The 26078-nt window shown below is 58.6% G+C and carries 30 protein-coding genes and 1 tRNA gene; 13 read left to right on the plus strand and 18 right to left on the minus strand.

Features of this window, described 5'->3' with window-relative positions; all coding sequences use genetic code 11:
- Nucleotides 1-114 precede the first annotated feature (114 nt).
- The gene (locus HMPREF9697_RS13690) at nucleotides 115-1335 is read left to right on the plus strand and encodes a ubiquinone biosynthesis hydroxylase (protein WP_002717828.1); all 1221 of its coding nucleotides are present in this window, start codon (nucleotides 115-117) and stop codon (nucleotides 1333-1335) included.
- Nucleotides 1336-1341: 6 nt separating this feature from the next.
- Here the strand turns inward: HMPREF9697_RS13690 and HMPREF9697_RS13695 are convergent, their stop codons facing one another.
- Genes HMPREF9697_RS13695 through trxA form a run of 3 tightly spaced genes read right to left on the minus strand, consistent with a single transcriptional unit; the run spans nucleotide 1342 to nucleotide 3183 of the window.
- Nucleotides 1342-1545, minus strand: coding sequence for a Trm112 family protein (locus HMPREF9697_RS13695; protein WP_002717829.1), 204 nt, complete (start codon nucleotides 1543-1545; stop codon nucleotides 1342-1344).
- 25 nt (nucleotides 1546-1570) lie between these two features.
- Nucleotides 1571-2245 carry an LON peptidase substrate-binding domain-containing protein gene (locus HMPREF9697_RS13700; RefSeq protein WP_002717830.1) on the minus strand — a complete coding sequence of 225 codons (675 nt, stop codon included), beginning with the start codon at nucleotides 2243-2245 and terminating at the stop codon, nucleotides 1571-1573.
- A 29-nt stretch (nucleotides 2246-2274) separates the two neighbouring features.
- Entirely contained in the window at nucleotides 2275-3183 is a 909-nt protein-coding gene (gene trxA, locus HMPREF9697_RS13705) for a thioredoxin (protein WP_002717831.1), read from the minus strand.
- 222 nt (nucleotides 3184-3405) lie between these two features.
- On the opposite strand from trxA, the gene HMPREF9697_RS13710 reads away from it, so the two are divergent.
- From HMPREF9697_RS13710 to HMPREF9697_RS13720, 3 genes are all read left to right on the plus strand, one after another.
- Nucleotides 3406-3480 (plus strand) — tRNA-Gly (locus tag HMPREF9697_RS13710).
- A 126-nt stretch (nucleotides 3481-3606) separates the two neighbouring features.
- On the plus strand, nucleotides 3607-4041 hold the full coding sequence (locus HMPREF9697_RS13715; RefSeq protein WP_002717832.1) for a DUF1810 domain-containing protein: 435 nt from the start codon (nucleotides 3607-3609) through the stop codon (nucleotides 4039-4041).
- Nucleotides 4038-4508, plus strand: a complete 471-nt coding sequence (locus tag HMPREF9697_RS13720) for a secondary thiamine-phosphate synthase enzyme YjbQ (RefSeq protein ID WP_002717833.1) — start codon at nucleotides 4038-4040, stop codon at nucleotides 4506-4508. Before HMPREF9697_RS13715 ends, HMPREF9697_RS13720 begins: the two co-directional genes overlap by 4 nt.
- On the opposite strand, the gene HMPREF9697_RS13725 is transcribed toward HMPREF9697_RS13720, so the two are convergent.
- From HMPREF9697_RS13725 to ggt, 3 genes are all read right to left on the minus strand, one after another.
- Entirely contained in the window at nucleotides 4505-5086 is a 582-nt protein-coding gene (locus tag HMPREF9697_RS13725; protein WP_002717834.1) for a DUF2239 family protein, read from the minus strand. The two genes, HMPREF9697_RS13720 and HMPREF9697_RS13725, sit on opposite strands and share 4 nt — an antisense overlap.
- Before the next feature lie 73 nt (nucleotides 5087-5159).
- A complete protein-coding gene (locus tag HMPREF9697_RS13730) occupies nucleotides 5160-6038 on the minus strand; it encodes an SDR family oxidoreductase (RefSeq protein ID WP_002717835.1) in 879 nt (292 codons plus the stop codon).
- 15 nt (nucleotides 6039-6053) lie between these two features.
- Complete coding sequence (ggt, locus tag HMPREF9697_RS13735; RefSeq protein WP_002717836.1) at nucleotides 6054-7766, minus strand: gamma-glutamyltransferase; 1713 nt, start codon at nucleotides 7764-7766, stop codon at nucleotides 6054-6056.
- A 120-nt stretch (nucleotides 7767-7886) separates the two neighbouring features.
- Between ggt and HMPREF9697_RS13740 the strand changes: the two genes are divergently transcribed.
- Nucleotides 7887-9284 (plus strand): MFS transporter, encoded by a 1398-nt coding sequence (locus HMPREF9697_RS13740; protein WP_040308280.1) that lies wholly within the window; start codon nucleotides 7887-7889, stop codon nucleotides 9282-9284.
- On the opposite strand, the gene purH is transcribed toward HMPREF9697_RS13740, so the two are convergent.
- The 3 genes from purH to HMPREF9697_RS13755 all read right to left on the minus strand — a co-directional run bounded on the left by purH (nucleotide 9281) and on the right by HMPREF9697_RS13755 (nucleotide 14151).
- Nucleotides 9281-10873, minus strand: a complete 1593-nt coding sequence (purH, locus tag HMPREF9697_RS13745) for a bifunctional phosphoribosylaminoimidazolecarboxamide formyltransferase/IMP cyclohydrolase (RefSeq protein ID WP_002717838.1) — start codon at nucleotides 10871-10873, stop codon at nucleotides 9281-9283. The two genes, HMPREF9697_RS13740 and purH, sit on opposite strands and share 4 nt — an antisense overlap.
- A gap of 72 nt (nucleotides 10874-10945) precedes the next feature.
- Entirely contained in the window at nucleotides 10946-12694 is a 1749-nt protein-coding gene (locus tag HMPREF9697_RS13750; protein ID WP_172583884.1) for a heparinase II/III family protein, read from the minus strand.
- 116 nt (nucleotides 12695-12810) lie between these two features.
- A complete protein-coding gene (locus HMPREF9697_RS13755) occupies nucleotides 12811-14151 on the minus strand; it encodes an RsmB/NOP family class I SAM-dependent RNA methyltransferase (protein ID WP_002717840.1) in 1341 nt (446 codons plus the stop codon).
- Nucleotides 14152-14321: 170 nt separating this feature from the next.
- On the opposite strand from HMPREF9697_RS13755, the gene HMPREF9697_RS13760 reads away from it, so the two are divergent.
- Entirely contained in the window at nucleotides 14322-14564 is a 243-nt protein-coding gene (locus HMPREF9697_RS13760) for a DUF1674 domain-containing protein (protein ID WP_040307952.1), read from the plus strand.
- Between the two features lie 102 nt (nucleotides 14565-14666).
- Nucleotides 14667-15107, plus strand: coding sequence for a thermonuclease family protein (locus HMPREF9697_RS13765; RefSeq protein WP_244597747.1), 441 nt, complete (start codon nucleotides 14667-14669; stop codon nucleotides 15105-15107).
- Nucleotides 15108-15170: 63 nt separating this feature from the next.
- Here the strand turns inward: HMPREF9697_RS13765 and HMPREF9697_RS13770 are convergent, their stop codons facing one another.
- From HMPREF9697_RS13770 to HMPREF9697_RS21720, 6 genes are all read right to left on the minus strand, one after another.
- The gene (locus tag HMPREF9697_RS13770) at nucleotides 15171-17912 is read right to left on the minus strand and encodes a DNA polymerase (RefSeq protein WP_002717843.1); all 2742 of its coding nucleotides are present in this window, start codon (nucleotides 17910-17912) and stop codon (nucleotides 15171-15173) included.
- Nucleotides 17909-18235 carry a hypothetical protein gene (locus HMPREF9697_RS13775; RefSeq protein ID WP_002717844.1) on the minus strand — a complete coding sequence of 109 codons (327 nt, stop codon included), beginning with the start codon at nucleotides 18233-18235 and terminating at the stop codon, nucleotides 17909-17911. Before HMPREF9697_RS13775 ends, HMPREF9697_RS13770 begins: the two co-directional genes overlap by 4 nt.
- A gap of 93 nt (nucleotides 18236-18328) precedes the next feature.
- Entirely contained in the window at nucleotides 18329-18850 is a 522-nt protein-coding gene (locus tag HMPREF9697_RS13780; RefSeq protein ID WP_002717845.1) for a hypothetical protein, read from the minus strand.
- A gap of 129 nt (nucleotides 18851-18979) precedes the next feature.
- Nucleotides 18980-19483: a hypothetical protein gene (locus HMPREF9697_RS13785; RefSeq protein WP_002717846.1), complete on the minus strand. Its 504-nt coding sequence runs from the start codon at nucleotides 19481-19483 to the stop codon at nucleotides 18980-18982.
- Nucleotides 19484-19530: 47 nt separating this feature from the next.
- Nucleotides 19531-19938: a hypothetical protein gene (locus HMPREF9697_RS20975; RefSeq protein WP_147293860.1), complete on the minus strand. Its 408-nt coding sequence runs from the start codon at nucleotides 19936-19938 to the stop codon at nucleotides 19531-19533.
- A gap of 140 nt (nucleotides 19939-20078) precedes the next feature.
- On the minus strand, nucleotides 20079-20546 hold the full coding sequence (locus HMPREF9697_RS21720; protein ID WP_430644711.1) for a rolling circle replication-associated protein: 468 nt from the start codon (nucleotides 20544-20546) through the stop codon (nucleotides 20079-20081).
- Nucleotides 20547-20654: 108 nt separating this feature from the next.
- Here HMPREF9697_RS21720 and HMPREF9697_RS20980 point away from each other — a divergent pair, with 108 nt between their 5' ends.
- Nucleotides 20655-21071 (plus strand): hypothetical protein, encoded by a 417-nt coding sequence (locus tag HMPREF9697_RS20980; RefSeq protein ID WP_002717849.1) that lies wholly within the window; start codon nucleotides 20655-20657, stop codon nucleotides 21069-21071.
- On the opposite strand, the gene HMPREF9697_RS20985 is transcribed toward HMPREF9697_RS20980, so the two are convergent.
- Entirely contained in the window at nucleotides 21042-21467 is a 426-nt protein-coding gene (locus HMPREF9697_RS20985; RefSeq protein WP_147293862.1) for a hypothetical protein, read from the minus strand. The genes HMPREF9697_RS20980 and HMPREF9697_RS20985 overlap by 30 nt on opposite strands.
- A 129-nt stretch (nucleotides 21468-21596) precedes the next feature.
- Here HMPREF9697_RS20985 and HMPREF9697_RS13800 point away from each other — a divergent pair, with 129 nt between their 5' ends.
- Complete coding sequence (locus tag HMPREF9697_RS13800; protein ID WP_002717851.1) at nucleotides 21597-21980, plus strand: hypothetical protein; 384 nt, start codon at nucleotides 21597-21599, stop codon at nucleotides 21978-21980.
- 3 nt (nucleotides 21981-21983) lie between these two features.
- On the opposite strand, the gene HMPREF9697_RS13805 is transcribed toward HMPREF9697_RS13800, so the two are convergent.
- The gene (locus HMPREF9697_RS13805) at nucleotides 21984-22214 is read right to left on the minus strand and encodes a helix-turn-helix domain-containing protein (RefSeq protein WP_002717852.1); all 231 of its coding nucleotides are present in this window, start codon (nucleotides 22212-22214) and stop codon (nucleotides 21984-21986) included.
- Between HMPREF9697_RS13805 and HMPREF9697_RS13810 the strand changes: the two genes are divergently transcribed.
- Together HMPREF9697_RS13810 and ku are read left to right on the plus strand one after the other, a co-directional pair.
- Nucleotides 22213-23538, plus strand: a complete 1326-nt coding sequence (locus HMPREF9697_RS13810; protein WP_244597749.1) for a hypothetical protein — start codon at nucleotides 22213-22215, stop codon at nucleotides 23536-23538. The genes HMPREF9697_RS13805 and HMPREF9697_RS13810 overlap by 2 nt on opposite strands.
- Nucleotides 23539-23709: 171 nt before the next feature.
- Nucleotides 23710-24543 (plus strand): non-homologous end joining protein Ku, encoded by an 834-nt coding sequence (gene ku / locus HMPREF9697_RS13815; protein ID WP_002717854.1) that lies wholly within the window; start codon nucleotides 23710-23712, stop codon nucleotides 24541-24543.
- A gap of 271 nt (nucleotides 24544-24814) precedes the next feature.
- Here the strand turns inward: ku and HMPREF9697_RS20450 are convergent, their stop codons facing one another.
- The gene (locus HMPREF9697_RS20450; protein ID WP_244597751.1) at nucleotides 24815-25303 is read right to left on the minus strand and encodes a hypothetical protein; all 489 of its coding nucleotides are present in this window, start codon (nucleotides 25301-25303) and stop codon (nucleotides 24815-24817) included.
- A gap of 122 nt (nucleotides 25304-25425) precedes the next feature.
- On the opposite strand from HMPREF9697_RS20450, the gene HMPREF9697_RS21495 reads away from it, so the two are divergent.
- Both HMPREF9697_RS21495 and HMPREF9697_RS13820 read left to right on the plus strand, forming a co-directional pair.
- Nucleotides 25426-25641: a hypothetical protein gene (locus HMPREF9697_RS21495; protein ID WP_081602547.1), complete on the plus strand. Its 216-nt coding sequence runs from the start codon at nucleotides 25426-25428 to the stop codon at nucleotides 25639-25641.
- 123 nt (nucleotides 25642-25764) lie between these two features.
- Entirely contained in the window at nucleotides 25765-26049 is a 285-nt protein-coding gene (locus HMPREF9697_RS13820; RefSeq protein ID WP_002717856.1) for a hypothetical protein, read from the plus strand.
- Nucleotides 26050-26078: the final 29 nt, after the last annotated feature.

A 26078-nucleotide genomic window follows, 5' to 3' on the forward strand; every position in this document is an offset into this window, starting at 1 on the left:
CGGAGGTATCCGCAGGGGAGGCAAGGGATTATAAAACCCGTTATAAAACGCGGGATGCCGGGCTCCGCAAGCGGTCTCGTGCGTTGAGGTAACGGCAATTTGGTTGGAGTGGCGATGACAAAATCGCAGGGCATCGTGATCGGCGGCGGTGGGCTGACAGGGCTTTCGCTGGCGTTGGCGTTGCGTCAGGGGCTCGGGCCGGAAATTCCGGTGATCGTGGCCGACCCGGCCTTCGCCGTGCGGCCGAGCCGCGATCAGCGCGCGTCTGCCATCGTCGCCGCCTGCCGCAGGCTGTTCGAGACGCTCGGCGTGTGGGGCGAGGTTGCGCCCGATGCGCAGCCGATCCTCGACATGATTGTCACCGATTCCAAATTGCGGGATGCGACGCGGCCTGCGTTCCTCACCTTCACCGGCGATGTCGCGGCCGGTGAGCCGTTCGCGCATATGGTCGAGAATCGTCACCTGATCGACGCGCTGACGCGCCATGCCGAAGTGAACGGCATCGAAATGCGCACCGACAGCGTGACGGCGTACGAGTCGAAGGACGACGGCGTGCAGGTGGCGTTCGGCGGCGGCGATGTCATCACGGCGCGCTTGCTGGCCGCAGCCGACGGCGCACGTTCGAAATTGCGCCAGCGCGCGGGCATCGCCACCCATGGCTGGGACTACGATCAATCTGCGATCGTCGTCACTGTCGGCCATGAGCGCGATCATGAAGGCCGCGCCGAAGAACATTTTCTGCCCGCCGGGCCGTTCGCGATCCTGCCGCTCACGGGCAAGCGCTCGTCGCTGGTCTGGACTGAGCAGCCCAAGGAAGCGGCGCGTATCGTGGCGCTCGGGGCGGATAATTTCAAAGCGGAGTTAGAGACGCGTTTCGGTCTGCATCTCGGCGAGCTTGAGGTGCTGGATAAGCCGCGCACTTTCCCGCTCGGCTATTTCGTTGCGCGCTCCTTCATCGCGGATCGACTCGCGCTGGTCGGTGATGCCGCGCATGTGATTCATCCCATCGCAGGGCAGGGCCTCAACATGGGGCTGAAGGATGTCGCCGCGCTGGCGGAAGTCGTGGTCGACGCTGCGCGCCTCGGCACGGATTTCGGCGCGGCTGATGTGCTCGAGCACTATCAGCGCTGGCGGCGGTTCGACACCATGGCGATGGGCGTTGCCACCAATGTGCTGAACGGCATGTTCTCGAACGATTTTGCGCCGCTGCGTGTGGTCCGCGATATCGGGCTCGGTCTTGTGGACCGGATGCCGCCGCTGAAAAGCGCGTTCATTCGTCAGGCGGCTGGATTGACTGGCGAAGTGCCGCGGCTGCTGCGCGGCGAGACGCTCTGAATCAAATCAGTCGATCTTCCGCGCTTCTTCCGGCAGCATGATCGGAATGCCGTCGCGGATCGGGTAAGCAAGCTTCGCGCCGCGCGAGATCAATTCCTGCTTCGCGGCATCGTATTCCAGCACGCCTTTCGTCACCGGGCACACCAGAATTTCCAGGAGCTTGGAGTCGACGGGGTCGGACTCGCTGGCGGGCGGAATGTTGGTCGTCATCTGCAATCCATCACTAGACAAAAAATTACTGTACCGGCGGATCGCCCGAAGTCTGCTTCTTGGCGAGATCCATCTGCGTCACCGCGATCAGGATTTCGGCGCGGGTCTTGAGATCGGGCGCTTCCAGCAGCGCCTGCTTCTCCGCGGGGCCGTAAGGCGACATCATCGCCAGCGCATTGACGAGCGCTTCGTTCGGCGCGGCGCGGATGCCGTCCCAATCCACCTTCAGCGAGTTGGCTTTCAGGAATTTGGTGAGGGTGTCGAGCACGGCGTCGCGGTCGACCTCCTCCTCGCCCTTGCGCGCGACGAAATCGTCGACGAAGGGAAAGAAGTCGACCTTGCACTGGCGATAGGGCGTCAGCACCGTGAGTTCCTCGACCACCTGGAAACGCGCAATGCCGGTGAGTTCAAGGATGTAGCGGCCGTCGCCGGTCTCGCCGAACTGGGTGATGCGTCCCACGCAGCCAACCTGAAACAGCTTGGGGTGCTCCTCGCTTTTCGAATGCGCGGCGTCGGGCTGGATGATGCCGATCATGCGGTGGCCGTCGCGTAGTGCGTCGTCCACCATTTCGAGATAACGCGGCTCGAAAATATTCAGCGGCATCTGCCCGCGCGGCAGCAGCAATGCGCCCGGCAGAGGAAACACCGGAATGGTTTCGGGAAGATCGCCGGGCCCGTGATATTCGGAATTGATGGCCATTCGATTTGATCCCCGATGGCTTTGCGCGTTTACGAGAACAGGATGGTGGACAGGCGCTTGCGGGCGTCCACTGTGGCCTCGTCCTCGCCGCCCCACGCCTCGAAGAATTGCAGGAGCTGTTTGCGCGCGCCGTCGTCGTTCCATTTGCGGTCGCGCCTGACGATTTCCAGCAGATGATTGGCGGCGTCACTGCGCGCGTGCTTCGCGTTCAGCGCGATCGCGAGATCGTAGCGGGCCTGATGGTCGAGCGGATTTGCGGCGATCTTTTGCTCAAGCTCCGCGACCGGACCGACCGACTGCGCCTGTTCGGCGAGATCGAGCATCGACTGCACGGCGGCGACGGCGGCATCGCCGCGCTTGGCTTCGGGCACCATTGCGAGAGTCTGCTTGGCCTGATCGAGCGAGCCCGCGACCACATAGCATCGCGCGAGGCCTGCCATCGCCGGAACGTTGGCGGCATCCTGCGCCAGTACTTCGGCATAGATCTCGGCGGCGGTGGCGGCATCGCCCTCGGCCAGATGGGCTTCGGCCTCCGCAAGGAGATCCCCATCGCCGCCCGGCATGCCTTTGGTCAATTTTTCGATGAAAGCGTTGATCTGGCTTTCCGGCTGCGCGCCCATGAAACCGTCGGCCGGCTGGCCGTTGACGAAGGCAATCACAGCGGGAATCGACTGGATGCCCATCTGGCCGGGAATCGCCGGATGCTCGTCGATGTTCATCTTGACGAGCTTGACCTTGCCCTTGGCGGCTCGCACCGCCTTCTCGATGATCGGGGTGAGCTGCTTGCACGGGCCGCACCAGGGCGCCCAGAAATCGATCAGCACCGGCTGGCGCTTGGATTCCTCGATCACGTCCCGGACGAAGGTTTGGGTCGTGGTGTCCTTGATAAGGTCCGGCGCAACGGTGCCCGCGGCGGAGTCATTGTCGAGTATCGTCACGTCGTTTCATCCCGGCTGATGGCTGTGTTTGGGCACATTTACCATGCCCGGTCCTAAAATGGCGGCGAAAGTGACGATTTCAATTGCGGAAGCGCTTGAAATCGTTCCCGAACACGAACTTAAAGCAGGCTTCAGGGTGAAAAAGACCGCCTTTCTCTGTTGCATTGCCGTGCGGGGTTTGGCATAGGTTGCGCCCGGCGGCGCGAGCCGTCCATTTCTGATGCGGGTGTAGCTCAGGGGTAGAGCACGACCTTGCCAAGGTCGGGGTCGAGGGTTCGAATCCCTTCGCCCGCTCCAGAATCTTCAGATCATGAAGACAATTGGCAACCACGCAAGCCGCCGCAAGGCGGCTTCGTCGTTTCTAGGCCTCCCCAACTTTTGGTTCCCTCGGGCGTTATTCTCCACGGAGCTGGAGGATAAGCCATGAGAGAAAGAGACGGGGCGGACCTGCAACGCTTCATCGACGCGCAGTGGTCGCTCTACGACCGGGTGCTTGGCGAATTGCGGGGCGGGCAGAAGCGGACGCACTGGATGTGGTTTGTGTTTCCGCAGATCGAGGGCCTCGGCCACAGCGCGATGGCACAGAAATACGCGATCACCTCGCGCGCGGAAGCGGCGGCCTATCTTGGTCATCCCCTGCTCGGCGGGCGGCTCGAGGAATGCACCGCGCTGGTCAACGCCATCGATGGGAAATCGGTGCACGACATTTTCGGTTCACCCGACGACCTCAAATTCTGTTCGTCGATGACCCTGTTCGCCAAGGTGGCCAAGGGGCACAGTCTCTTCGACGCGGCGATTGAAAAATATTTCGGCGGACGGTTTGATGACGCGACGCTCGCAAGGATCGGAAGCGCATGAAAATCAGCGGTCACCGCTCGCACACCGTCAGCGTTAAGCCCGACCTTATCGCGACCTCGACCCTGACGGTGAAAACGCCGCGGCGCGGCTTCTTCGACATCACGGCGGAAGCCCGGGATTTTCTGCATGAAGCGCAGGCGGCTGGCGGTGCCCTGACGCTGTTCGTCCGGCACACGTCGGCATCGCTCACGATTCAGGAAAATGCCGATCCCGACGTGCTGACCGACCTGATGGATGCGCTCGACCGCCTTGCGCCGGAAAATGGCGGCTGGATCCACCACAGCGAAGGTCCCGATGATATGCCCGCGCATATCAAAACCATGCTGACCTCAAGCAGCCTGCAGGTGCCGGTGGAGAACGGCGAGATGATGCTCGGCACATGGCAGGGCATCTATCTGATCGAACACCGCGCACGGCCGCATCGCCGCGATGTCGTGCTGCAGTTTGTCGGCAGCGCGGCGCATTAGTTCACTTCAGCGTTACGCATTTCGGCAAACAAATCTGACGTCAACCATTCGAGATGGCTGCGCACGTCCGTCGGCCAGTCGGCGATCAGCGTATGGAAGCGTTCACCGTCAGGGACATAGAGCGCCCGAAGCACGTCCTCGTAATGCGGCTTGTTGCCGGCGATGGCCGACAGGAAACGATGCACCGATTCCTGCCGCTCGCGAGCCTCGTCCTTGTCAGCGGTCTTGCGCCGTGCCTCGTCGATCAGCTTCCGCAGCGTGACTGATGCGCCGCCGGGCTGCGCGGCGAGCCATTCCCAATGGCGCGGCAGCAGCGTCACCTCGCGGGCGACAACGCCAAGCTTCGGCCGTCCCGGTCCGCGTTGAGGTTCGAGCGAGGCCTTGAGCCGCGTGGTGACGTCCGCGACAGAGCCGCGAAAATCGATCTCCACCGGGCGGCTGCTCACGAGATCGAATAGCAGGACCTGGCTTTGCGGGCGGGTGGAAAGGGTTTGTTTGACCCGGACGGCGACGTCCACGATGTCGCCGGAGGCGATGCAGTGGTCTTCGTCGAAGGCGATGATCTGGGGGGAAGGCATGACGAACCCGGGGCTCAAGGAAGATGCCCATAATATACCCGGGTAAAATAAGCTTGTCAATATTGCCCGGGTATTATTTAGGGCCGGGAAAGGCTCCCACCGTCACACCCGGCGGCGGCATATCGTCGTCCGGCACGAAGAAGTCCGGCATCAGCGGTACGGACGGATCGACCCGGTAAGGTTCGAAATCGGTCACGCCGTCGGCGGCGAGAATCTTGTCGTCGATGCAGAACTGTCCGGTGAAGTCGCGCGAGGGCTTGGTGAGAATGACGTGCGCGGCATCGGCAACGATCTCCGGCTTGCGGCTCGCGCGCATCGTCGCCTCGCCGCCGAGCAGGTTGCCGACGGCGGCGGTGGCAATCGTCGTGCGCGGCCACAGCGCGTTGACCGCTATGCCGTCGTTTCTCAGTTCGCCGGCAAGGCCGAGCACGCACATGCTCATGCCGAACTTCGCCATCGTGTAGGCGGTGGAGGGCGCGAACCATTTCGTCTTCATGTCGAGCGGCGGCGACAGCATCAGGATGTGAGGGTTCGCCGCTTTCTTCAGATGTGGAATGCAGGTCTTCGAGACGAGAAACGTGCCGCGCGCATTGATCGCCATCATTAGGTCGAAGCGTTTCATCTCGGTCGTCTGCACCGGCGTGAGACTGATCGCGCTCGCATTGTTGATGCAGATGTCGATGCCGCCGAATTCCTTCACCGTCTGATCGACGGCGGCGATCACCTGCGCCTCGTCGCGGATATCGCAGGCGATAGGCAGTGCGCGGCCGCCCGCAGCCTCAATTTCTTTGGCTGCGGTGAAGATCGTGCCTTCGAGTTTCGGCTGCGGCGTCGTGGTCTTTGCGGCAATCGCGATGTTGGCGCCGTCGCGCGCGGCACGTTTGGCAATGGCAAGGCCAATTCCGCGGCTGCCCCCGGTGATGAAAAGCGTCTTGCCGTTGAGAGTGCCCATGCCGCCTCGCTGATCTCAGTATCCTACCGCTTCGGCGCCCCGCGTGCGTGGATCGGCTGCACCCAGCCATCCCCGATCGGTCGCTGCAATCGAATTTGCCGAAGTCTGCCCCATCGGCGCCGTGAGCGTGTGACCCATGCTGCGCAGCGCATCGAGCGTCCTTTGCGAGAAGCCGCGCTCGATCCGCACTTCATCGGGCATCCATTGATGATGCAGCCGCGGCAGGCTCACCGCCTGCGCGATGTTCATGTGATAATCGAGTGCGTTGACGATGACCTGTAGCGTGGTCGAGATGATGCGGCTGCCGCCGGGTGAACCCGTCACGAGCACCGGCTTGCCATCTTTCAGCACGATCGTCGGGGTCATGGATGACAACGGCCGCTTGCCGGGTCCGGGCAGGTTCGCTTCATAACCGACGAGGCCGTAGGCATTCGACGCCCCGGGCGCGGCGGTGAAATCGTCGAGTTCGTTGTTGAGCAGCACGCCGGTGCCCTCTGCGATCAGGCCGACGCCGTAGCTGAAATTCAGCGTGTAGGTGTTGCTCACGGCGTTGCCTTGCGCGTCCGCCACCGAGAAATGCGTGGTGTTGGTGCCCTCATGCGGCTGCATCGCCGCGGCTTTCACCGGCGTCGATCTGTCGAGGTCGATATCGGCGCGCTGTTGCGCGGCGTAATGCTTGGAGAGAAGCCGCGCGAGCGGCGCCTTGCTGTAAGCGGGATCGCCAAGATAGCGCGCGCGGTCGGCGTAGGCGCGCTTCATCGCCTCGATCAGCAGATGCAGCGAAGCGGGCGTCTGCGCGCCCATCTTGTGCAGGTTGTATCCTTCCAGAATGTTCAGCGTTTCGATCAGCACCGTACCACCGGATGACGGCAGCGGCATCGACACGATGTCGTAGCCGCGATAGTGGCCGTGCACCGGCTCGCGCCACACCGGCTGGTAGGATTTCAGATCGTCGCGGGTGATGATGCCACCCGCCGCCTGAATGCCCTTCGCGAGCTTGTCCGCGACTGGGCCATCGTAGAATCCGTTCGTGCCGTGATCGGCGATAGCTTGCAGCGTATCTGCAAGGTCGGGCTGTACGAATTTGTCGCCTTCGCGCAGCGGCGAGCCGTCTGCGTGCGACAGCAGTTTTACGCTCGAGGGCCATGGCGCAAACCGCTGCCGCGCATCGGGCAGCGTGTCCGCGATATCGTCGGTAATGACGAATCCGTCGCGCGCGAGCTTGATCGAAGGCGCGAGCAGATTGCGCAGCGTGAACTTCCCCGAGCCGTAGCGCTCGAGCGCCGCCGCAAGTCCCGCGACGGTACCCGGCACGCCGATGCCGAGCGCGCTGTCGCGCGATTTCTCCGGATCGGGCTTACCGTCTGGTCCGAGAAACATGGTGGGTGTGGCGGCCTTCGGTGCGGTCTCACGATAGTCGAGCGCGATATCCTTATTCTCACGTGCGAGATGGATCACCATGAAGCCGCCGCCGCCGATATTGCCCGCGCGCGGATAGGTCACCGCCATGGCGAATCCGGTCGCGACCGCAGCATCCACCGCATTGCCGCCGCGCTTGAGGACATCGGCGCCGACCCGCGCCGCGATCTTCTCCTGCGCCACCACCATGCCGTGGTGTGCGGCCACCGGTTGCGCGCGCAATACATGCGGGGACGAGATACGGGCATCCTGCGCGAAACCGGCAGCAGGAAGAAGGAGCAGCAGCAAGGCGAGGGCGAAACGGTTCAAACGGAGGCTTTCCTGTCTCGGGATTGTCAGATCCGGCGAATGTCAGATCGCGATAATCGTCGCGATTTGATCTATAAGATGGCAACAACCTACCCGCCCGCCGCTCACACGCCAACGAACATGAAGGTGAAGATGACGTCACTTGCGCCAGCGCCGAGCCGTACCTATCCGCCGCGCTCGGCCGTGATCGGCTGGATCTTCTTCGACTGGGCAGCGCAGCCTTATTTCACGCTGATTACGACCTTCGTGTTCGCACCCTATTTCGCGACGCGTGTTGCGCCCGATCCCGCCACCGGCCAGTCGCTGTGGGGCTTTGCGACATCAATCGCCGGATTCCTGATCGCGTTCCTGTCGCCGGTGCTGGGGGCTATCGCGGATGCGGGCGGGCGTCGCAAGCCATGGATCGCGGCGTTCGGCGCGCTGCTGGTGATCGGCTCTTCGCTGATGTGGATCGGCAGGCCGGGCGATCCGTCTGTGATCGTGCCGGTGCTGATCGCATTTGCGGTCGCGACCATCGGTGCGGAGTTCGCCACTGTGTTCAACAATGCGATGATGCCTTATCTCGTGCCGCCGGAGAAAATCGGCCGCCTGTCCGGCACTGGCTGGGCCACGGGCTATATCGGCGGCATTATCAGCCTCGTTCTCGTGCTCGGATTCCTCGCCGCCAATGAAACGACGGGGCGAACGCTGTTCGGATTGACGCCACTGTTCGGCCTTGATCCGGCCATGCATGAAGGCGACCGCATTTCGGGTCCGCTCACAGCGGCTTGGTTCGTCGTGTTCGTGCTGCCGATGTTTGTGTTCACGCCGGATCATGCCTCGAAGACGCCCGCGCTCGGCGCGGTGCGCGAAGGCCTGCGCGAATTGCGCGAGACGCTGCGTGCGCTGCCGTCGCAGCCGAACATGGCGACGTTCCTGATCGCCAACATGGTCTACACGGACGCCCTGGTCGCGCTGTTTGCGTTCGGCGGCATCTATGCGGCGGGCACGTTCGGCTGGCAGACGATTCAGATAGGCACGTTCGGTATCCTGCTAGCGGTCAGCGGCACGTTGGGGGCGTGGATCGGCGGCAAGCTCGACGATCTGCTCGGTCCCAAGACCGTCATCACCGGCGCCATGACGATCCTGCTGCTGGCGATCCTCGCGATCCTGTCGATAGATCGTGATACGCTGTTCTTTGTTATCAAAGTCGCGCCGCCAGTGCCGGGCGGCGGGTTGTTCGCCGCGCCTGCCGAGCAGGCCTATCTCGGGCTCGGGCTGTTCATCGGCTTTGCGGCGGGGCCATTGCAGGCCGCGTCGCGCACGCTGCTCATTCGCCTTGCGCCACATGAGCGCATCACGCAGTTCTTCGGACTGTTCGCGCTGTCGGGAAAAGTCACGTCGTTCTTCGCGCCACTCGCGGTCGGCATCGTCACCGCCGCCACCGCCAGCCAGAAGGCAGGCATGGCGGTGCTGATCGTGTTCTTCGTCGCGGGACTTGCGCTGCTGTCGCGGGTGAAGGAGCCCGCGCGGCCTTAATGCTTGAAGTGGCGCGTGCCGGTGAACACCATGGCGATGCCATGCTCATCGGCCGCCGCAATCACCTCCGCATCGCGCACTGAGCCACCCGGCTGGATCACCGCGGTCGCTCCGGCCTCGATTGCGACCAGCAAGCCGTCGGCGAACGGGAAGAAGGCGTCGGACGCGACCACCGAGCCCTTGGTCAGCGGCGCGGCAAGTCCCAGTTCCTTCGCGGCGTCTTCCGCCTTGCGCGCAGCGATGCGGGCGGAATCGATGCGGCTCATCTGGCCGGCGCCGACGCCGACGGTGGCGAGGCCCTTCGCATAGACAATCGTGTTCGACTTCACATGCTTCGCGACGCGGAAGGCGAAGCGCAAATCCGCGAGTTCGGCATTGGTCGGCGCGCGTTTGGTTACGGTGGTGAGCGTCATGTCGTCGACCACGGCGTTGTCGCGCGACTGCACCAGCATGCCGCCGGCAACCGTCTTGGCAATGAATCCCTTTGCACGCGGGTTCGGTAATTGTCCGGCGAGCAGCAGCCGCAGGTTCTTCTTTGCAGCGATGATCTGGATCGCTTCCTCGCTCGCGTCGGGCGCGATGATGACTTCTGTGAAGATGCCGGTGATGGCGCGAGCGGCTTCTGCGTCGAGCGGACGGTTTACCGCGACGATGCCACCGAACGCCGAGGTTGAGTCGCAGGCCAGCGCTTTCTTGTAAGCGCTCGCGATGTCGTCGCCTTCCGCGACGCCGCACGGATTGGCGTGTTTGACGATGACGCAGGCTGCGCTCCTGGCCGGATCGAACTCCGCGACGCATTCGTAGGCGGCGTCGGTATCGTTGATGTTGTTGTAGGAGAGCTGCTTGCCCTGCACCTGCCGAGCAGTGGCGACGCCGGGGCGCTGCTCGGCGCCGACATAGAACGCCGCGCTCTGGTGCGGGTTTTCGCCGTAGCGCAAGGCTTCAGCCAAGCGACCGCCAATGGCGCGATAATCCGGCGCGTCGATTTTCAGTTCGGCAGCGAACCAGTTCGAGATCGCCGCGTCATAGGCGGCGGTGCGCGCATAGGCCTTCGCGGCGAGGCGCTTGCGCAGGGAAAGCGTCGTTGCGCCCTTGTGGGCTGCGAGTTCATCGAGCACGGCCTGATAGTCGGCGGCCTCGACGACGACGGCGACATCGCCGTGGTTCTTCGCGGCGGCGCGGATCATCGCTGGTCCGCCGATGTCGATGTTCTCGATGCAGTCTTCCTCGCTCGCACCCTTCGCGACCGTGGCTTCGAATGGATAGAGGTTGACGACCAGCAGATCGATCGGGGCGATACCGTGGTCCTTCATCGACTTCGCATGGTCGGCGTTGTCGCGGATCGCCAGCAGGCCGCCATGCACCTTCGGGTGCAGCGTCTTGACCCGGCCGTCCATCATCTCGGGGAAGCCGGTGAGGTCGGAGACGTCGGTGACCTTCAGGCCCGCATCCGCGATCGCCTTTGCGGTACCGCCGGTGGAGACGAGATCGACGCCATGGGCAGTGAGAGCCTTGGCGAAATCGATCAAGCCGGTCTTGTCGGAAACGGAAAGCAGAGCGCGGGTCACGCGGCGCGGATGGTCGGTCATGCGATGGTCCAGAAGCTGGGAGGAATGGCGGTCAGGCCGCGGCTACGCGCTAACATAGTTTGTTCCCCGGCTCTAGAGCGGCAATTCCGGCTCGCGCCGCGGGTCGCGTTTGGCGGTCGCGGCGGCGGAATTGGTGGATTTGGAGAAACTCCAGTACACGGTCGCCACCTGCCGGGCATGCTGGCGGATCACGATCTGGGTGGTTCGGCGCGGGCCGTCGGAACCGGCCAGGAACACGCTGTCTTCGAGGTCGATTTTCTGGTCCGGGGCCTCGAAGGTCCAGACGTCGCGGTTGGGCAGCACCAGCATAGCGCCGCGGCCATCGCTCAGCCGATTGACCTTGACGGAAGGGTGCAGGTGAAAGCGGATGGCGTAGTCGTCCATGCTGCCGCGGAATGCTGAGCCGGGATCTTTCGCGAGCGTGTCCTCGCCATCAACGCGACTGCCATCGGCGGCAACCGTGAGGACGCGGCGGTGGACGAAGCCGAATTGCTTGCGATAGCCATCATGCGACATCGTCAATACGGTGCTCTCGGACGTGACCTCGCGATAGGATTCGACGACTTCGGGGCCTGCAACGATCGGCGAGCCCTGCAGCAGGCGTTTCACTGTCTTGCGTTCGACGAACTGGCAGGACGACGTGTCGCTATAGGTCAGCGTCGAATGCGCGGCCGTAGAGCGCGCGAAGCTGCGCCAGTTGTCGCGCCCGGTCGAAGGCATGCCGCAATTGACGACGATGCGGTTGGTGCCGTTCGACATCTCGAACGAAAGGCAACCCGCGTGGGCGTCGCGGCTAAGTGGTGGCGGTGGCGGCGTGCCGGTGTCGGCGATGATCGTGAGCGTGCCGGCGTCGAGCCGCTGGAATCCGGTGTGCGGCATGTGCGGCATCGGCGTGCCGTGGGTGTCGTCATAGGCGAGCAGCGTCGCGAGCACACCGGGCGCTGCGGTGTTCATGCCGTTGAACAGCGCGAACGAACCGTCCCCATGGCGGAAGAAGCGCAGCATCGGCATCATCCGGTCGATGGCATTGAGCAGCGCGGGCGGCGGCGCGATGTTGCGCGCGGCGAAGGTCTGCCGCAGCGGCAGAAGGTCGAGGAGCAGTTCGACCAGTGCTTCCGGATTGCGCGAGATGTGGCCGCCGTCCGGCAGGATCTGGCGCTGCAATTCTTCGGAGAGTTTTTTCGTGGTGCCCTTGATGTGCTTGGCCTGATTGGCGAGGCAAAGCGAGGCGTAACACAGCGCGATCAGCACCTGCAGGCGTGAAAGGCCATCGGGAATGTCGGCCTTGGTGTAACGCAGGAAGCGGATTTCGCGCGTGAGACTCTTGAGAAAGCGGCGATAGAAACGCGCATCTGCATCGTGCAGGACCAGAGGCGCCTGCGACAGCAGGGAGATGATGCGACGACCGACCACGTCGGCGCGCTTTGCCACCGCGCTTTTGCGCGGATGCGCGAGCCAGTCGTCCAGCAGCGCGCGCGCGTTGGCGCGGGTGATTGCCGAATCGGCGGCGCGCAGATGGCGCAACCAGCCGAAGCCAAGCAGGGAGACTTCCCATTCCTCGGAGGGAGGATCGAGTTCGAACACCGAGCGACCGTGGCAGGTGACGATTTTCCCCGCGAACACAAAACGGCCCGAATAGATTTCGGCGGCGCGGGTGGCGTCGGTGGTGCGCAGATCGTGCGGGGCAATCAGCAGGCGGTCGGCACGGCCGGGCCAGAGGCGCGCGAGGGCTACCGATGTACCACTGGCGCGCGCCATCATTTTCCGCCCGGCCCGTCCGAGCAGAAGTCCCGATATGCGCCTTTGTCCGGTAACCGACATCATCCCCGCGCCGGAGGGAATCTCCGTGCGTCCTTTTTAATCCGGAATTTCGGACAAGGCACCTCTGTGTGGGGACAAAAGCCGGGAGGTGCCTGCAAAAAAAGGAGAAATGGGGATCAGGTCTTGATCAGCCGCGCGGCATAAAAGCCATCGAGGCCCGAGAGCTTCGGGTCGGCGTGGGGCAGATGGCACGGCAGCGTGCGGACATCGCCATCCGGGGTGATGAGTTCCGACAGGCCGGCCAGCTCGCTCGGTTCGACGGGCTTGCGCTTCATCTGCGGCTCGGATGCGAGCAGCGATGCAATTGCCTGCTCCCCTTCCTCGGGTTCCAGCGAACAGGTGCAATAGACCAGCGTGCCGCCAGGCTTGAGCAGCGCGACGCTTTTCTGCAGCAGGCGCTTTTGCAGCGCGTTCAGCACGCCCATATCGGCTTCGTTCTTCAGCCAGGCGACGTCCGGATGGCGGCGAATGGTGCCGGTCGCCATGCAAGGCGCGTCGAGCAGGATCGCATCGAACGGGCCGGCATCCCATTCGGTGGCATCGGTTGCGACGCAGGTGGCTTCCAGTGAAAGTCGCCCGAAATTTTCTTTCAGCCGCGCGAGCCGCCCGGCGGAGCGATCGACTGCGGTGACATGCGCGCCCGCCTGCGCGAGCTGTGCGGTCTTGCCGCCGGGTGCCGCGCAGAGATCGGCGACGGATTTTCCTGCAAGGTCACCGAACAATCGTGCGGGAATTGCTGCGGCAGCGTCCTGCACCCACCATGCGCCTTCGGAAAAGCCCGGCAGCATCGTGATCGGCCCGTGCAGAAGCGTACGCACGGTGCCGGTCGGCAGCGTTTCGCCGTGAAGCCGCGTCGCCCAGCTTGCGGAATCGGATTTCACCGTGAGGTCGAGCGGCGGCTCATGGCCAATGGCGCGCGCCATCGCCCGTGCATTGTCCTCGCCGTAGGCCTTGATCCAGCGCGTCACGAGCCATGACGGCAGATCGATCATCTCGTCCTTAACCTCTTCGAGCAGCGGTAACCCTTCACGCGCGCAACGGCGCAGCACCGCGTTGACGAGGCCCGCATATTTCGCTGCGCGTCGGTCGGCCTGCACGAGACGGACCGACAGATCGACGGCGGCGTGATCGGGCACGTCCATCCACAGAATCTGTGCGGCACCGATCAGAAGCGCGCTTTGCGCGCGCGGCGCATCGGTGGGAATGCCGCGATCGAGCAGGCGCGACAGCAGATGTCCAAGCGTGCCGAGACGGCGCAGCACGGTCGCGACGAGGCGGCGCATCAGCGCGCGGTCGCGGTCGGAGAGAGTCTTGAGAATGGGATGCGCGGCGGGCCCTTCAAGCTGATCGTCCAGCGTACGCCGTTTGTGGAGAACGCCGTCGATGATGTCGGCGGCTATACGGCGCGCGGCGAGGCCGGGCACCTCGGTCGGCGGAACGAATCGCGAAGGCTTCATGAAAACGACGCTAACAGGATGGGAAGGAAGGGGGAGTTACGACGAAGCGGCAGGGATGACATGCGAATATGCCAAATGTAAGAATCGTGACGCGGTTTAAATAAGACGCGGGACGAATAAAGCATGGCGATGCGCATCGCCGTTTCGCACTGAATGATACGGAGGTCGATATGGCGAAAGCTGATGTGGCGGATGCGCCGAAGACAGAAAGCGCGGCTGAGACGCCGGCGCGCCGACCGCTGCCTCCCGCGGCCCAGCGTGCGCTCGCCGAAGCAGAAGCCCGGCGTGCGGTGGCCAAGGAAAATAACCCTGAGCATGATTCCAGCGCTCCGAAAGAGGTCAACGGGCCGAAAGGCCCTGAGCCGACCCGCTATGGAGATTGGGAAATCAAGGGGATAGCATCTGATTTCTGAATTCTGAGACGGCTGCCGGGCATTACGTAAAAGCCCGTATCCGCTTGCAAGCATCGGGTTTCGGCAGTATCTAGGGATATGTTCCTAGATACTCCGAATCGTATGGCAACCCGGTCCGCGCGGCGCCGCGACCGCATATGGGCCGGCACGCTGCTCGCGCTGATGTTCAGTGCGGGTCTCGTTGCGGGCGTATGGCTGCCGCATCGCGGGTTCAATACGTCCTCGGACAATACTGAGCGGGCGGAACGCGATCGGCTTGTGGAAGCCTCGCGCAGCGGCGATGCAGGCGTCCGTCAATCCGCGCAGGTTCTCTATGTGATCGATGGCGATACCTTCGAGGCGCGCGTGCATCTGTGGCAGGGACTCGACATCACCACACGTGTGCGATTGCGCGGCGTCGATGCGCCGGAACTCAAAGCGCAATGTCTTGAGGAATCACGCATGGCGCAGGCAGCGCGCACGGCACTTGTTCAATTGCTCGCCGAGGGCGGTGTCACGATCTTAATGGAATGGATAATTGAGCCCATCATGGCCTCGCTTTGACTCCGTAAAAGTTGCGTATGGGATATATCCAATAACTCTTACGGCTCGCGGCAACCGGCCTGACTATTGGGAGTACACCTCCCTCAGCGCCCTTGAAAGATTGATGTCGTCATCCACGTACGGCGCAACGATTTCCGAGATTTCCAAACCGGGCAGTCGCTCGCTGAGCCTCGACAGCACATTGCGGACTAGCGGATCGCTAGGCGTTGCGTGACGCTTGAATGCGAAACGCTTACCGTTCTCAACGTCTGCCACTTTCACCACAACACCGTTCTCCTGCATGCCGCTCTGGTTCAAACTTACGGCGAAATCGGCAGCCTTCATCTCTCGATATGCCGACAATCCTGCTTCGCCTTGCTTGAACGCACGGCAAAGACTCTGCTTGAGTCGCTGCAAACTGCCTTTGTCCTTGCGCATATATTTCTGGTCACGCGGCGAGAGCGACTTGAGCATATCGAAGAATTGCGCGAAATCAGCGTAATCATCGATCGTCTTAAAGCAGCGAGGACATTTCGCCCAATAGTCGTCCCAAAATTTGCGGACCAGCATGAATTCATCGACGCTACGCCACGGCTCTGTGATGAAAGCGAGGTGCTCGATCGTTCGGTTAGGGTCATTTGGGTCGTTACAACGGCTCATAGTCAGCGCTTTCGGACGGCGCTTCATGTCATATTCCATGCGGACGTTTCGTTTGATCTCCTTCGAGACCAAGTCGGCGTCATAGAAAATCATCTCACGAACGCTCGTGTGAACATCAAGCTCGATCGGATTTTTCGGTTCGCGTCCAAAAAATGTCTGCAGAATGTGCGTATTCTGCTCCTCCAACTCTGTCGCTTCGACCGGAGATTTGATTCCCGCTTTCGCCAGCACGATGTGTTTCTCATCCTCCTCGTTCTCGCCTGGGACAAGAGTCGCCTGGCCGCGAGTCCGCCAGCCCAATACGCGGCGGACGGCATGCTTTTCGGACAGCACTTCAGCAATCCCCGTCAACGCCTCACGCGTATCGCGGTAACGCTGACACAGTTCGCCGCTCCTGGCGATTTCCATCTCACCTTCGGTTGCGTTCGTGAGAAATCCGTCAGTCGTCACACTGAATACTTCCTTGTTCTCAGGAATAGCGTTCATGATCTCGCCAACGACAGCGCGCACCATCGATGTAATGTAAGCCGCATAAAAGGGATTCGTAATTTCGCTAGGCTGCACGCGTTCACTTCGCCTCATTCGCAAACCGAATACGCGCTTGTCTCGGAGGCCTTGAGCTGTCTTGCCGTAGCAAGAGTTTGCAACTTCCTTCCAGAACGCTTTGTCGATCTTCTCCGACGCTGAATTGCGTTTGGCGATAGCTTCCTTAATGAAGTCGAAGAATGGCCGTTCGTCGGGGTTCTGTGGGATCACAACGGCATGCTTGACTTCGATATCGTAGCCGAGCCGCTTAGCCAGCGAAATTTCAGGCGTTGCGCAATAGCTGCGACCCGACATGGGAAATATGATCCCGTTTTGAGTGCGAACCGGAAAAATCGGATAGCGGGTCCCGGCGGGTGCTTTGAATTCGACACAAGCAAAGCCAAAATCACTCTGGAGAAGTTCATCGAGGTCCGAGACGATGCGAATCTCACGCCACCTCGGCTTGCCGATCATAGCCATCGCGGTGGGGTAGGCTCCCGTCAGGTCATAATCGGTCCAGGTATCTTCAGCCGATGGCCCGAACTGCATCTGCTCGTTGCGGCCTCCGTGATAGCATTCTGAGACAAAGTCGATGTGCCAATTAATTTCTTCGATAAAAGGCGTTGATTTTTGCGTCCGAAAGCACTGTCGTTTCTCGTCGTACAGAAGCTCGCTATGAGCCTCCCGTCCTACCATTTCTAATGCGTAAGCCTTCTTGTCATCGGTTGCTTGGGCTTTCCATTTCTCGACAAGAAGCTTCTGCCCGATATTTGAAAGGGCTGTTGGCGCAAACATCCTCGGGAGAATGCTGTGCACGCGCTCCACGAGCTGTTTGTAATATCGCGCGCTGATCTCTGCATCGGCGATCGCGTACTCCTTAAACAGTGGCCAATCGTCGGCGCGTACCGCACTCATTCGCGATTTCAGCAAGCGTTCGACGGTAGGCTCGTCGCACAGTTTGATCTTTTCGCAGCCGATCAATCCACCAAGGCCCGCCAGGCTTTTCTTACCAGCAGGTGCATGGAGAATCGTGTCACGCACATAAACACTGAGATCGATGTTGTCGTCCTCGGCTTCACTGAACTGCACACGGATGTGAACTGGCAACCCGAGCGACACGAGCGAGTTGCGCACATTGTTCAACCGCATCCAGAGTTGCTTACGGTCATCGAATGCCGGGAGATCGGCGCGATTATAATGTCCGACGAGCACGATTGTCGTTGGAATCGTGTATCCGAGTTCGGCGCCTTTTGAGATTGCATAGACGATAAAATCGGTCAGACTCATCCGCTGGCCAAATTTCGGAATGGTGATGCCGGACCATTCCTCCCCCGTGGGGTTAATTGCGTAAAATTGGTAGGACAGAACTTCGTATTTTGCTCGCCCCTGTTCGATATCGTCCTGTGTATTTTTTTCCTTTACCGCTTGGTACTCGGTGTCGAAGCCAAGGATCAGGTACTCTCGCCGGGGCAGATCAGCGATCGACTCCTTAAGAAAGGCGAAATCAATGAGGTCTCCGTCCGGCCGCTCACGCAGCCGGACGAGATTCGCTGTTTCCAGGACAGCCTGGAATTTTTCCTGCGGCGTCTTGGGTGCAGGCTTCTTTTTCTTCCGCTTGGACGGCTTTTCGTCTCCGCTCACGACTGCCGCTCCCGCTTCTTACGGTTTGCAGTTACGATCAGTCGGGCTTTAGCCGTTGCAATTTCAGCGGGCGTGAAGAGACCGGAGTCTGCATAGTCAACGACGGCCTGTTCGATTGAAAGGTGCTCAAGGTCGGCGGCTTCAAGAACTCGAAATCCGCTGTGAATGTTCAGTACCATGTTGACGTCGACTAACATCTTGGCCGTCGCCACGGCGCCGTGTTGCGCGATCAATTCACGAATGCCCTTGAAGTGGTATCCGATGCTCTGCTCAGCTTTGTCTAAGTTGGCGAGTACATGCATTTCAAAGTCTTCATCAGTCATGAGTCATCCTTCGCCGACCTTAAGGGTCGCGCTGTTAATTGATGGAGGAGCGAAATAGAGATTGCGGCGCCGTAAGCCGCCGCAGCTGCGGTGTCAGAAGTATTCGTGACAACCAGCGCGAGCGAGTATCTGGAAGCTTTCAAGTGCGCCGTTGCACCCGCCCGAAGCGATGTGGGTCCAATGAGCGGATGCTTGTTCGCGAAGCATTTTATGAATGGAATTGCGAAGTGACGCCCGCGGCAGGTCAATCAGCATTGTTGCCCACCATTCGCCCTTCTTATTATTGTCGAGGGCGATCAGAGCGCGAAAATGGTTGGGCCGAACGACCGATCGATATCGGGGTTCGTCGATGCGTTGAAACACCAGCTGAGCGCAATCATTTAGCGATTCAAGGTATTCCAAAGCCATAAGGTCATTCTGTGGATACCGAGGGATGCATCCGAAGAAAACCTTGGTGGCACAGCGCCAGCTGGCAGGCACCGTAAAATTCTGGCCAGCAATCAGGAGAGAGGGATTGGAGCCCTCCATCAACTGCAGTCCGTCAATTGCTGCACGCGCTCGGCTGCCCTCGGGAGGACGATCAAGAGTGCCTTTCATCGTAATAATCGAAGTCATATTTTCTCTCCGTTTCGGTTGCGTCTTTCGACAATCCGAAGGTACGTGACGGAGAGGCGTGCTTTCAAAAGATGTTGCTGCGCCTTTTTTAGTTTTTAAATGGCAGAATTTATATACAAACCGTACTGCTTAGTTGGGTTCAAAGAACTTCAAGTCTCTCTTCAATGAAGGCGATGCATCCTTAGCTTTAGCTTCTTTTCGTTTCCTGCGCAGAACGATGTTGAAGCGAGCTTGCAACGTCTCTTTCGAAAATTGATTATATGGCGCTGCTTCGATGAGTTCGACGCAAATCTTTTCTATGGATTGTTTGACGTTCTTCTTCTTGTTCTCTCTGCGATGGCGAACGACTGCCCGAAATAACCTATCCTCCTTGTCGGCATCCCAAATAATTTTGCGTCCGGTACGTTCCGAATGAATGGCGTTCGCTACGGCGAGCAATAAGAACTGCCAGTGACCAGGGTGCTTTGGATTCAGCTTGGCTCGCTCAAAAAACAAGAGAGCTGGCTCTTCATAATCAGGCTCATGCGCGAGGTAGTTTGGATTGAATCGTTCTGGGACTGCTTCTCCCATGTCGAAGTCTTCCGCGATAGCATTAAGTATTTCATTGAGGTTCGATTTGTATTTTCTAGTCATTGACTGCCCGCCTATTTCTATAGCTTCGCTTCGCGAAGGATCTGCGATCAGACGTTTCTCTTGAAAGTAACATCATAACCGAACTGGCTGGCCAGCGTCTCAAGGTAAACTTCCAAGTTGCGAATCTTGTTGTTGAAATACGCTCTTGCTTTCCGACTTGTGATCATAACGCTTCCATTCGGACCGGTTAGACGGACCAGACGCTGCTCGAATCTCCCATAGCGATAGCTGGCCGAGTAATCTTGAACTGTTCGATATGTTTTCAATGCCAACCTTAAATTAGCGCATCCAGCCAGTGTTTCTGGTCTGTTTGTCTTCCACCAGCCTTCAATGTCTGTACTGGTCGAAACATATACTCTGCGTTCAATGTTGCCGTATTGCTTTCGTTTAGGTTTAGGCTTTGGCGTTTCTGGTTCGATCTCTGGCAATCCCCATAGGGCGCTGCGTAATGACATTTGAGGTAGCCTTTATTGTTATTGATGGGAATTGATTAGGTGGCGTTTAGACAGCAATAGAGATTAAAGCCGGAATGGCATCACGGCCTTTGCAATGCAGATAAGCAATTGGCTGCCTGAAACGGGGTTTCACCCAGGAGTCAGCGTGAGCAGTGATTCCAATCTATGTGGTCATGGAGGCAGCCATTCTTCTGCCTGCCTTTCAGGATGTAAGAAATCCAACCGTCACTGGTCATCGGCTGTATATCCACATGGCGGTATCCGAAGTCAGTCTTCCGCCATTGCTTGCGTATCAAAGCAGAAAAATCGTCGCCTGCTATGTGTGGTGGCCTGTCAATAATCATGTGATAGTGCAGGCGGCCTTCCAAATTCTGTTCGATGACAGCGAAGGTTTTGAGCTTTTTGCCATATCGCTTGGCTGCCGCTCCGAGCGACTTGGCATTCAGCCTGTTCAAAAAATGGCGACAGTTTGCTGAAGCCGCGATGAGATCGTTGGTGCGGCCATTCGCTCGCATCTTCATCGTGAGCGTGACAGCCATAGGCTGTACAAAGCTATATGCCTTGACGTGCTCTGAAAGAGATGTGATGTCGGAATGATGTGGTCGCATTCCGATATTTATCGACGTTAAAAATCACAAATTTCTATTTCTTAGCCAAGGCTGCGTTGTCCCTTTGGCTTGGCTAATGGATGTTTCCTGTGAATTCAGGAGACCATCATGAAGCCCAATAATGTGATTGCTGACGAATGGCCGACATTCCGAGGGCGACGATTGACGGCCAAGGAGCGTGAGTTTGGATTGGTTATTACGCCAATCTCCCCTAAAACCGTGCCAAGACCTGGACGGTTGATCTCGTCCAATCAGTTATGGATGGGACGCTGCTGCAGGTTGTTCTTTGAACTGCGCTATGGTGGCTATCCTCTTGAAACCGTCGGCAACCGGTCCACACTGACTGCCCAAGGCGTAAGAGAATTAAACGCTCAAGCTTTGCGTATCCATGACTCCATAATGGAAATTGCCGAACAGCAGGAACGCGAAAGGCTCGCAGCTGAAGATGCAGCATTCCGGGTCATTATCGAGAAACGAAAGATCGAGCTTCCAACTTCAGGCCGATCGAAAAATAAAGCCGCTTAAATCTTTCAAATGAATGCGAAGATACGCATCGGCGATCCACCGTAGGCTCTCTCTAGGCGAGCCAATTTCGGTCGCAGTTTCTAAGCTGTAATTCTCATAGTCGATAAGAAGCCGTGCAGCGATCGTGTCTGCATCGGGAGGCAGAGTCCAAATCTGCTGCTCGATAGCGTCTATTGCCATCTTGATCTCATCCCATGAAGGTCCAGATTTTACTGCTCGAGCGGGTGTTGAATTGAAATTGCTTCGACCCTCGATGGCGAGACGTTCGCGAAGCAAAGGCATTCGCTGCATCCACAATTCCTCAAGGTGTGAGCAGGCCTTTGGTTGGTTCGAGCAACCGGATGCCATGCCGGACAGCGAAAGCTGCAACAATAATCGTCGGGTGAGATCTGTCATGGAAATCCTCATTGGTAGGATTCCCGCCTCTGTGCGTTAACCGCGTGCGTCAACAGGCGATTTTCAGGCTGTTGTCTTGGGTCTGAATCTGAGTGACGCGGGCTCCGTCAATTAACTGGAGCAAACGCCATGTCTGCACTTTCACTTGTCTCTGTTCAGAAGCCGACGACCAGCAATCCGATTTTGCAGCGCCGTAACCGCCTTGCCGCCAGCATCGATCAGCAGATCAATAAGATCGGCCTCTTCCGGGAAGGGAAGCGGATTTCCCGGGAGCAGTTCTGGGTCGATAGCAGTGGGACGATTTATTTCCAGCTTCGGTATGGCAAGCAGCCGCTGGAGATGAAGAAGGGTATGTCAACGCTCAAGGCGACGACGTTTGACGATCTGGTCGCGCAGCTGGACGAGGTGAAAGCCGTGGCAGTCGCCGGAGGTCTGGATGAAGCGCTGACCGCATGTGCGAACGCGGTACGAGCGAACTTCAAGGCAGCCAAGGATAAAAAGGCTAGCCGCTAACGGTCATTTCCGCTTGGGGACGGGCTTGATCTTCTTCAGGAGGTCAGCCCCTTCCACCCCCAGAACGTCGGCTATTCTGCCCAAAATCTCCAGTCCTACGTGCGTTCTCGCATTCTCAAGATCGCTTAAATAGGACCGGTTAACCTTGGCTTGGTGAGCCAATTCCTCCTGAGAAATACCCTTCTCGGCTCTCAGCTTAACCACATTGGCTGCAAAAGTTCGGCGCAAATCCATGCGCCAAGAAAAATCTGTTGTCGGATATAACGACACCGGTTTAAACCGACAAAGATATGTCGCTTTAAACCGTCATTCATATTTCATCCTTGGGGGCTCCATGCGCATTGCTGCTGTCGTCGCCGTATTACTGTTTAGTTTCTCTATGTCTGCGGCTGAAGCCCAGCAGGTTTCTGAACCTGTGGCTGTCGCCAATTTTGCTTGGCACCAGCTATCCCCGGCGACATTTCGCTGCGTCAGCACGCAGCTGGCTCAGCAGAGCTTGAGTATCCGCTATTTGGTCGAACAGGCGATATTGCCGTCAGATTCTCGCGTTGAATCTCTCGTGTCGCAATGCTCAGAAAGCACCGCGGAGAACGGTCAAGGTACTGTGAGGCAACGGCGATCTGCGATTGGAAACTATTTCCCAGACAACTCTACCAGAAGCCCCAACGTGCTAGCGCCAGTACCCACCGAGCCAACTGCACCGCCATCGCTGGTTTCTCCGGGTAGTGTTGCCTCCCAACCATCCGATAATGAGCTCCAGACCGAGCGATCAGCCCGGGTTCAGCAACAGCAGCAAGAAGTCGAACGGCAACGCCAAGCGCAAGTCGTTAATCAGCCTCAAAACACCACCACCACCACTACAGCACCACCACCGCCAGCGAACTCAACGATTGCTACTTGGATGTCGATCTTGCTTCTTGGTGTAGCGGCGATTGCCTTCTGGATATTCAGGTTAAACAAGCAAGTCGCCCTACAGGTTGCGGGCGGAGCGAACGTCACGTTGCAAGATGTAGCGATCAAATCTCTTCATAGTGCCGTACCCCGAAGCGCTGCCGACTGGTCGAGCATTGTAATGCTGTTCGCATTTGTTGCATCTGCACCGTTGGCTTTTGGAGCGATCGCAACGCCGAATACGCTGGTACGCGCGATCGGCATCCTCATCATCCCGGCTTCGTTCATCGGGTGGATTGTAACAACGGTTCGCGGATTGCATGCCGTCGATCTTTACTTTTGGCGGATGTCATCGACTTACGTCGCCCTATCGCTCTGTGCAGGAGCATTGTTGATCTTCATGCTTGGTAGCTTATTCGGTCTCAGCACTGTTAATTCTCATGACGACGCAGCCGCCAACGCTGGCGCCTCCGCCACGTTTGCTGCGATGGGGCTGATCTATCTGATAGCTGCCGTATGGTGTGCTTGGTTAAACTGGAAAAAGACCAGCAACATCTCACTTACTGTCAGTGTGACGGTGCTCCAGCTCTTCACTGGCAGCGCGATTATTGCCGTTATTGGGTATTTACTGTTTGGCCGTAGCGGAGAGGAAAATCGAATCCGATAGTCATCGTGATCGAATATATCCTTCAGCTCATGCTCGCGTTTGCCGCTATATCGGCTGGATGGTGTGTTGCGGGCTATATCAAAGATCGGTTTCTTCAATGAATCTCATTCGTCAAGGTGCACTGGAACCAAACCTTCAAACCTCCATTGATATCGCTTTGGAGGACAGCAGATGGCACCGCGTGCGTACTGGAAGGGCTACTTGCGCCTGTCGTTGGTGACCTGTCCCATCGCTCTATATCCGGCATCTACCTCAGCCGAGAAAACACACTTCCATCAGATCAACAAGAATAACGGCCATCGTCTCCGACAGAAGCTGGTCGATGAAGTCACTGGCAGAGAAGTCGAGAAGGAAAATCGCGCTCGGGGCTATGAGCTCACGAAAGGAAAGTACGTCGAGATTGAAGAAGACGAGCTGGATGCGGTCAAGCTGGAGAGCACCCACACCATCGAGATCGATGAGTTCGTGCCAGCCGGAGACATAGACCTGCGTTATTACGACAAGCCGTACTACCTGATTCCGAATGGAAAGACCGGAGCGGACGCTTTTGTCGTCATCAGGGACGCCATGAAGCGCAAGGATAAGGTCGCATTAGGTCGCGTCGTTCTTGCGAGCAGGGAACATGTCATTGCACTCCGGCCGCTGGACAAAGGCTTATTGGGAACAACGCTGCGCTATCCTTACGAATTGCGGGATGAGGGCGATTATTTTGATGCCATTCCGTCTCCTCGTGTCTCCAAGGACATGATCGACCTTGCTTCGCATATTCTCGACACTAAGGCCGCGAAATTCAATCCAAAGACTTTCAAGGACAAATATGAGAATGCGCTGAAGGCCCTCGTGAAGCGAAAGGCTTCAGGCAAAACCATCGAAGCTCCTGAGAGAAACGAGGCAGAAGGCAACGTCATCGATCTAATGGAGGCTTTGAAAGGCAGTCTTAGCCGGAAGTCAAAAAAGGCAGGTGGCAAAAAAGCCGCCCGGAAAGGGCGACGAAAGGCTGCCTAGCGGATGCAGAGCGCACATCGTGACCCAGGACCGGGAATTATTGGAGACAGCAGCGCGCAGCCTTAAGGAGGTGACCGACCGGATTGCTGGCATGGAGATGATTCTCAGCGAGCTCTTTCGCTCTCAAGGGAAAAACAGAACTAGCTCTGGCACGACTTCGGATTCGCACAGATCTCCTCAGGATGAAGGGCACTCCGTCTGCCTACCTTGAATCCTTCCTTCAACGCCTTGAGTGAACCATAGCTTATGCTCGAATGCAGCGATCGTCTCGCTAGTATCGTGGTGGCTGTCGAAATGTTTTCTTCCAATGCGGCGGACGTTTCATTCTCGGCAGACTTATCGGTCGCTCGGGATAGACGAATTCTGGGCCGAACAGCCATCTCCCTTTAAATTCATCCCAAAACATCATTGCGTCGAGCTGGGAGGCGAACTCATGAACGATCCAGCTCTGAATTCGCTCGCCCGTTTGATCGAACGGAATGCGGTTGTATTTGCAAAGCGTATCGATGCTGTCCCAATTCTCGCGAACGTAGGTGTCTTCAAGCGCTACGTGATACGGACGTAACGGCGACCACGGCTTCCCGCTCCCTCGAGGATGGAAGTCTTGTCGCTGCATTAAAAATTCCGGCAAGCGCGTGATTGCTTTTGCGATCCGCCTTGCTTCGTCAGACGTAAGCGAACGATGATGCAAAGGGATATCTTTCAGATCGTCGCGGCACGGTACAATGGCGAGCGGCATATTATTCGCGTCGGTTACCATGAACGTATCGGCGTTTGGCCTTTCGAGCTTCCACGGCGGTGGGAAACGTCGTTTCGGTCTACTTGACTGTATGAGAACAAAATAGGAACATGATCTAAGAGAGGTCAATACGGAACATCATCATGTCGGCACAACCGGAGCCTGATCCCCAGGCGGAATCGGATCGATTAGACGCGGCTGCCGATCAGGCGATTGCAGCTTGCGGCGGTGACCTTCGCAGCGCAATACGCGCGCTAATACTTGCAAACGAATATCTTGAATGGGAAATGGAGCAGAGCGTCTCGCGCGGATTTTTGCGAGGCGTAAAGCATGGGCGCTTTAACTGCTATTCGGGATAAATTATCTCCTCCAAGATGCGGATCAGCCGCAGTTAAGGAGAGCATGGAAAAGCTTTATGCTGCGGAGAAGCGCTCTATACGATGAGTCTGCTAAAGCCGACTGGTTAAGGTGAGAGGATAGAAATGCAAGATATTCGGCTCTTTATCGACAAACTCCACGCCGACGCTCAAGCCTGCGAAACCATTGGTCAAACGGCGCTGAACGAAGGGAAGCGTAAGATCTTCGCTGCGCTTGCCGACACATATCGGAAGCTGGCCAACGAAATGGAGCGGATCGCTGCCGCTCACGCGGTCCTGGATGAGGAGCGCGAGAAGAACCTTCTCGGAGTGCTTGGCGGCAATACGAGCACCGCTGACAGTCTTGCGGAGATAGCAAAAGTGCTGAGTTCGGCAGCGCCGAAGTCCTAGCCACCATCGGAACTAGCCGACTATCTCAT

This window comes from Afipia felis ATCC 53690 (assembly GCF_000314735.2).
Classification (GTDB): Bacteria; Pseudomonadota; Alphaproteobacteria; order Rhizobiales; family Xanthobacteraceae; genus Afipia; species Afipia felis.

Coding starts and splice junctions, on each gene's coding strand:
- HMPREF9697_RS13690 (WP_002717828.1), top strand. CDS start 115: ATGACAAAATCGCAGGGCATCGTGATCGGCGGCGGTGGGCTGACAGGG.
- HMPREF9697_RS13695 (WP_002717829.1), bottom strand. CDS start 1,545: ATGACGACCAACATTCCGCCCGCCAGCGAGTCCGACCCCGTCGACTCC.
- HMPREF9697_RS13700 (WP_002717830.1), bottom strand. CDS start 2,245: ATGGCCATCAATTCCGAATATCACGGGCCCGGCGATCTTCCCGAAACC.
- HMPREF9697_RS13715 (WP_002717832.1), top strand. CDS start 3,607: ATGAGAGAAAGAGACGGGGCGGACCTGCAACGCTTCATCGACGCGCAG.
- HMPREF9697_RS13720 (WP_002717833.1), top strand. CDS start 4,038: ATGAAAATCAGCGGTCACCGCTCGCACACCGTCAGCGTTAAGCCCGAC.
- HMPREF9697_RS13725 (WP_002717834.1), bottom strand. CDS start 5,086: ATGCCTTCCCCCCAGATCATCGCCTTCGACGAAGACCACTGCATCGCC.
- HMPREF9697_RS13730 (WP_002717835.1), bottom strand. CDS start 6,038: ATGGGCACTCTCAACGGCAAGACGCTTTTCATCACCGGGGGCAGCCGC.
- HMPREF9697_RS13740 (WP_040308280.1), top strand. CDS start 7,887: ATGAAGGTGAAGATGACGTCACTTGCGCCAGCGCCGAGCCGTACCTAT.
- purH (WP_002717838.1), bottom strand. CDS start 10,873: ATGACCGACCATCCGCGCCGCGTGACCCGCGCTCTGCTTTCCGTTTCC.
- HMPREF9697_RS13750 (WP_172583884.1), bottom strand. CDS start 12,694: ATGTCGGTTACCGGACAAAGGCGCATATCGGGACTTCTGCTCGGACGG.
- HMPREF9697_RS13755 (WP_002717840.1), bottom strand. CDS start 14,151: ATGAAGCCTTCGCGATTCGTTCCGCCGACCGAGGTGCCCGGCCTCGCC.
- HMPREF9697_RS13760 (WP_040307952.1), top strand. CDS start 14,322: ATGGCGAAAGCTGATGTGGCGGATGCGCCGAAGACAGAAAGCGCGGCT.
- HMPREF9697_RS13765 (WP_244597747.1), top strand. CDS start 14,667: ATGGCAACCCGGTCCGCGCGGCGCCGCGACCGCATATGGGCCGGCACG.
- HMPREF9697_RS13775 (WP_002717844.1), bottom strand. CDS start 18,235: ATGACTGATGAAGACTTTGAAATGCATGTACTCGCCAACTTAGACAAA.
- HMPREF9697_RS13780 (WP_002717845.1), bottom strand. CDS start 18,850: ATGACTTCGATTATTACGATGAAAGGCACTCTTGATCGTCCTCCCGAG.
- HMPREF9697_RS13785 (WP_002717846.1), bottom strand. CDS start 19,483: ATGACTAGAAAATACAAATCGAACCTCAATGAAATACTTAATGCTATC.
- HMPREF9697_RS20975 (WP_147293860.1), bottom strand. CDS start 19,938: ATGTCATTACGCAGCGCCCTATGGGGATTGCCAGAGATCGAACCAGAA.
- HMPREF9697_RS21720 (WP_430644711.1), bottom strand. CDS start 20,546: ATGCGACCACATCATTCCGACATCACATCTCTTTCAGAGCACGTCAAG.
- HMPREF9697_RS20980 (WP_002717849.1), top strand. CDS start 20,655: ATGAAGCCCAATAATGTGATTGCTGACGAATGGCCGACATTCCGAGGG.
- HMPREF9697_RS20985 (WP_147293862.1), bottom strand. CDS start 21,467: ATGACAGATCTCACCCGACGATTATTGTTGCAGCTTTCGCTGTCCGGC.
- HMPREF9697_RS13800 (WP_002717851.1), top strand. CDS start 21,597: ATGTCTGCACTTTCACTTGTCTCTGTTCAGAAGCCGACGACCAGCAAT.
- HMPREF9697_RS13810 (WP_244597749.1), top strand. CDS start 22,213: ATGCGCCAAGAAAAATCTGTTGTCGGATATAACGACACCGGTTTAAAC.
- HMPREF9697_RS13805 (WP_002717852.1), bottom strand. CDS start 22,214: ATGGATTTGCGCCGAACTTTTGCAGCCAATGTGGTTAAGCTGAGAGCC.
- ku (WP_002717854.1), top strand. CDS start 23,710: ATGGCACCGCGTGCGTACTGGAAGGGCTACTTGCGCCTGTCGTTGGTG.
- HMPREF9697_RS20450 (WP_244597751.1), bottom strand. CDS start 25,303: ATGGTAACCGACGCGAATAATATGCCGCTCGCCATTGTACCGTGCCGC.
- HMPREF9697_RS21495 (WP_081602547.1), top strand. CDS start 25,426: ATGTCGGCACAACCGGAGCCTGATCCCCAGGCGGAATCGGATCGATTA.
- HMPREF9697_RS13820 (WP_002717856.1), top strand. CDS start 25,765: ATGCAAGATATTCGGCTCTTTATCGACAAACTCCACGCCGACGCTCAA.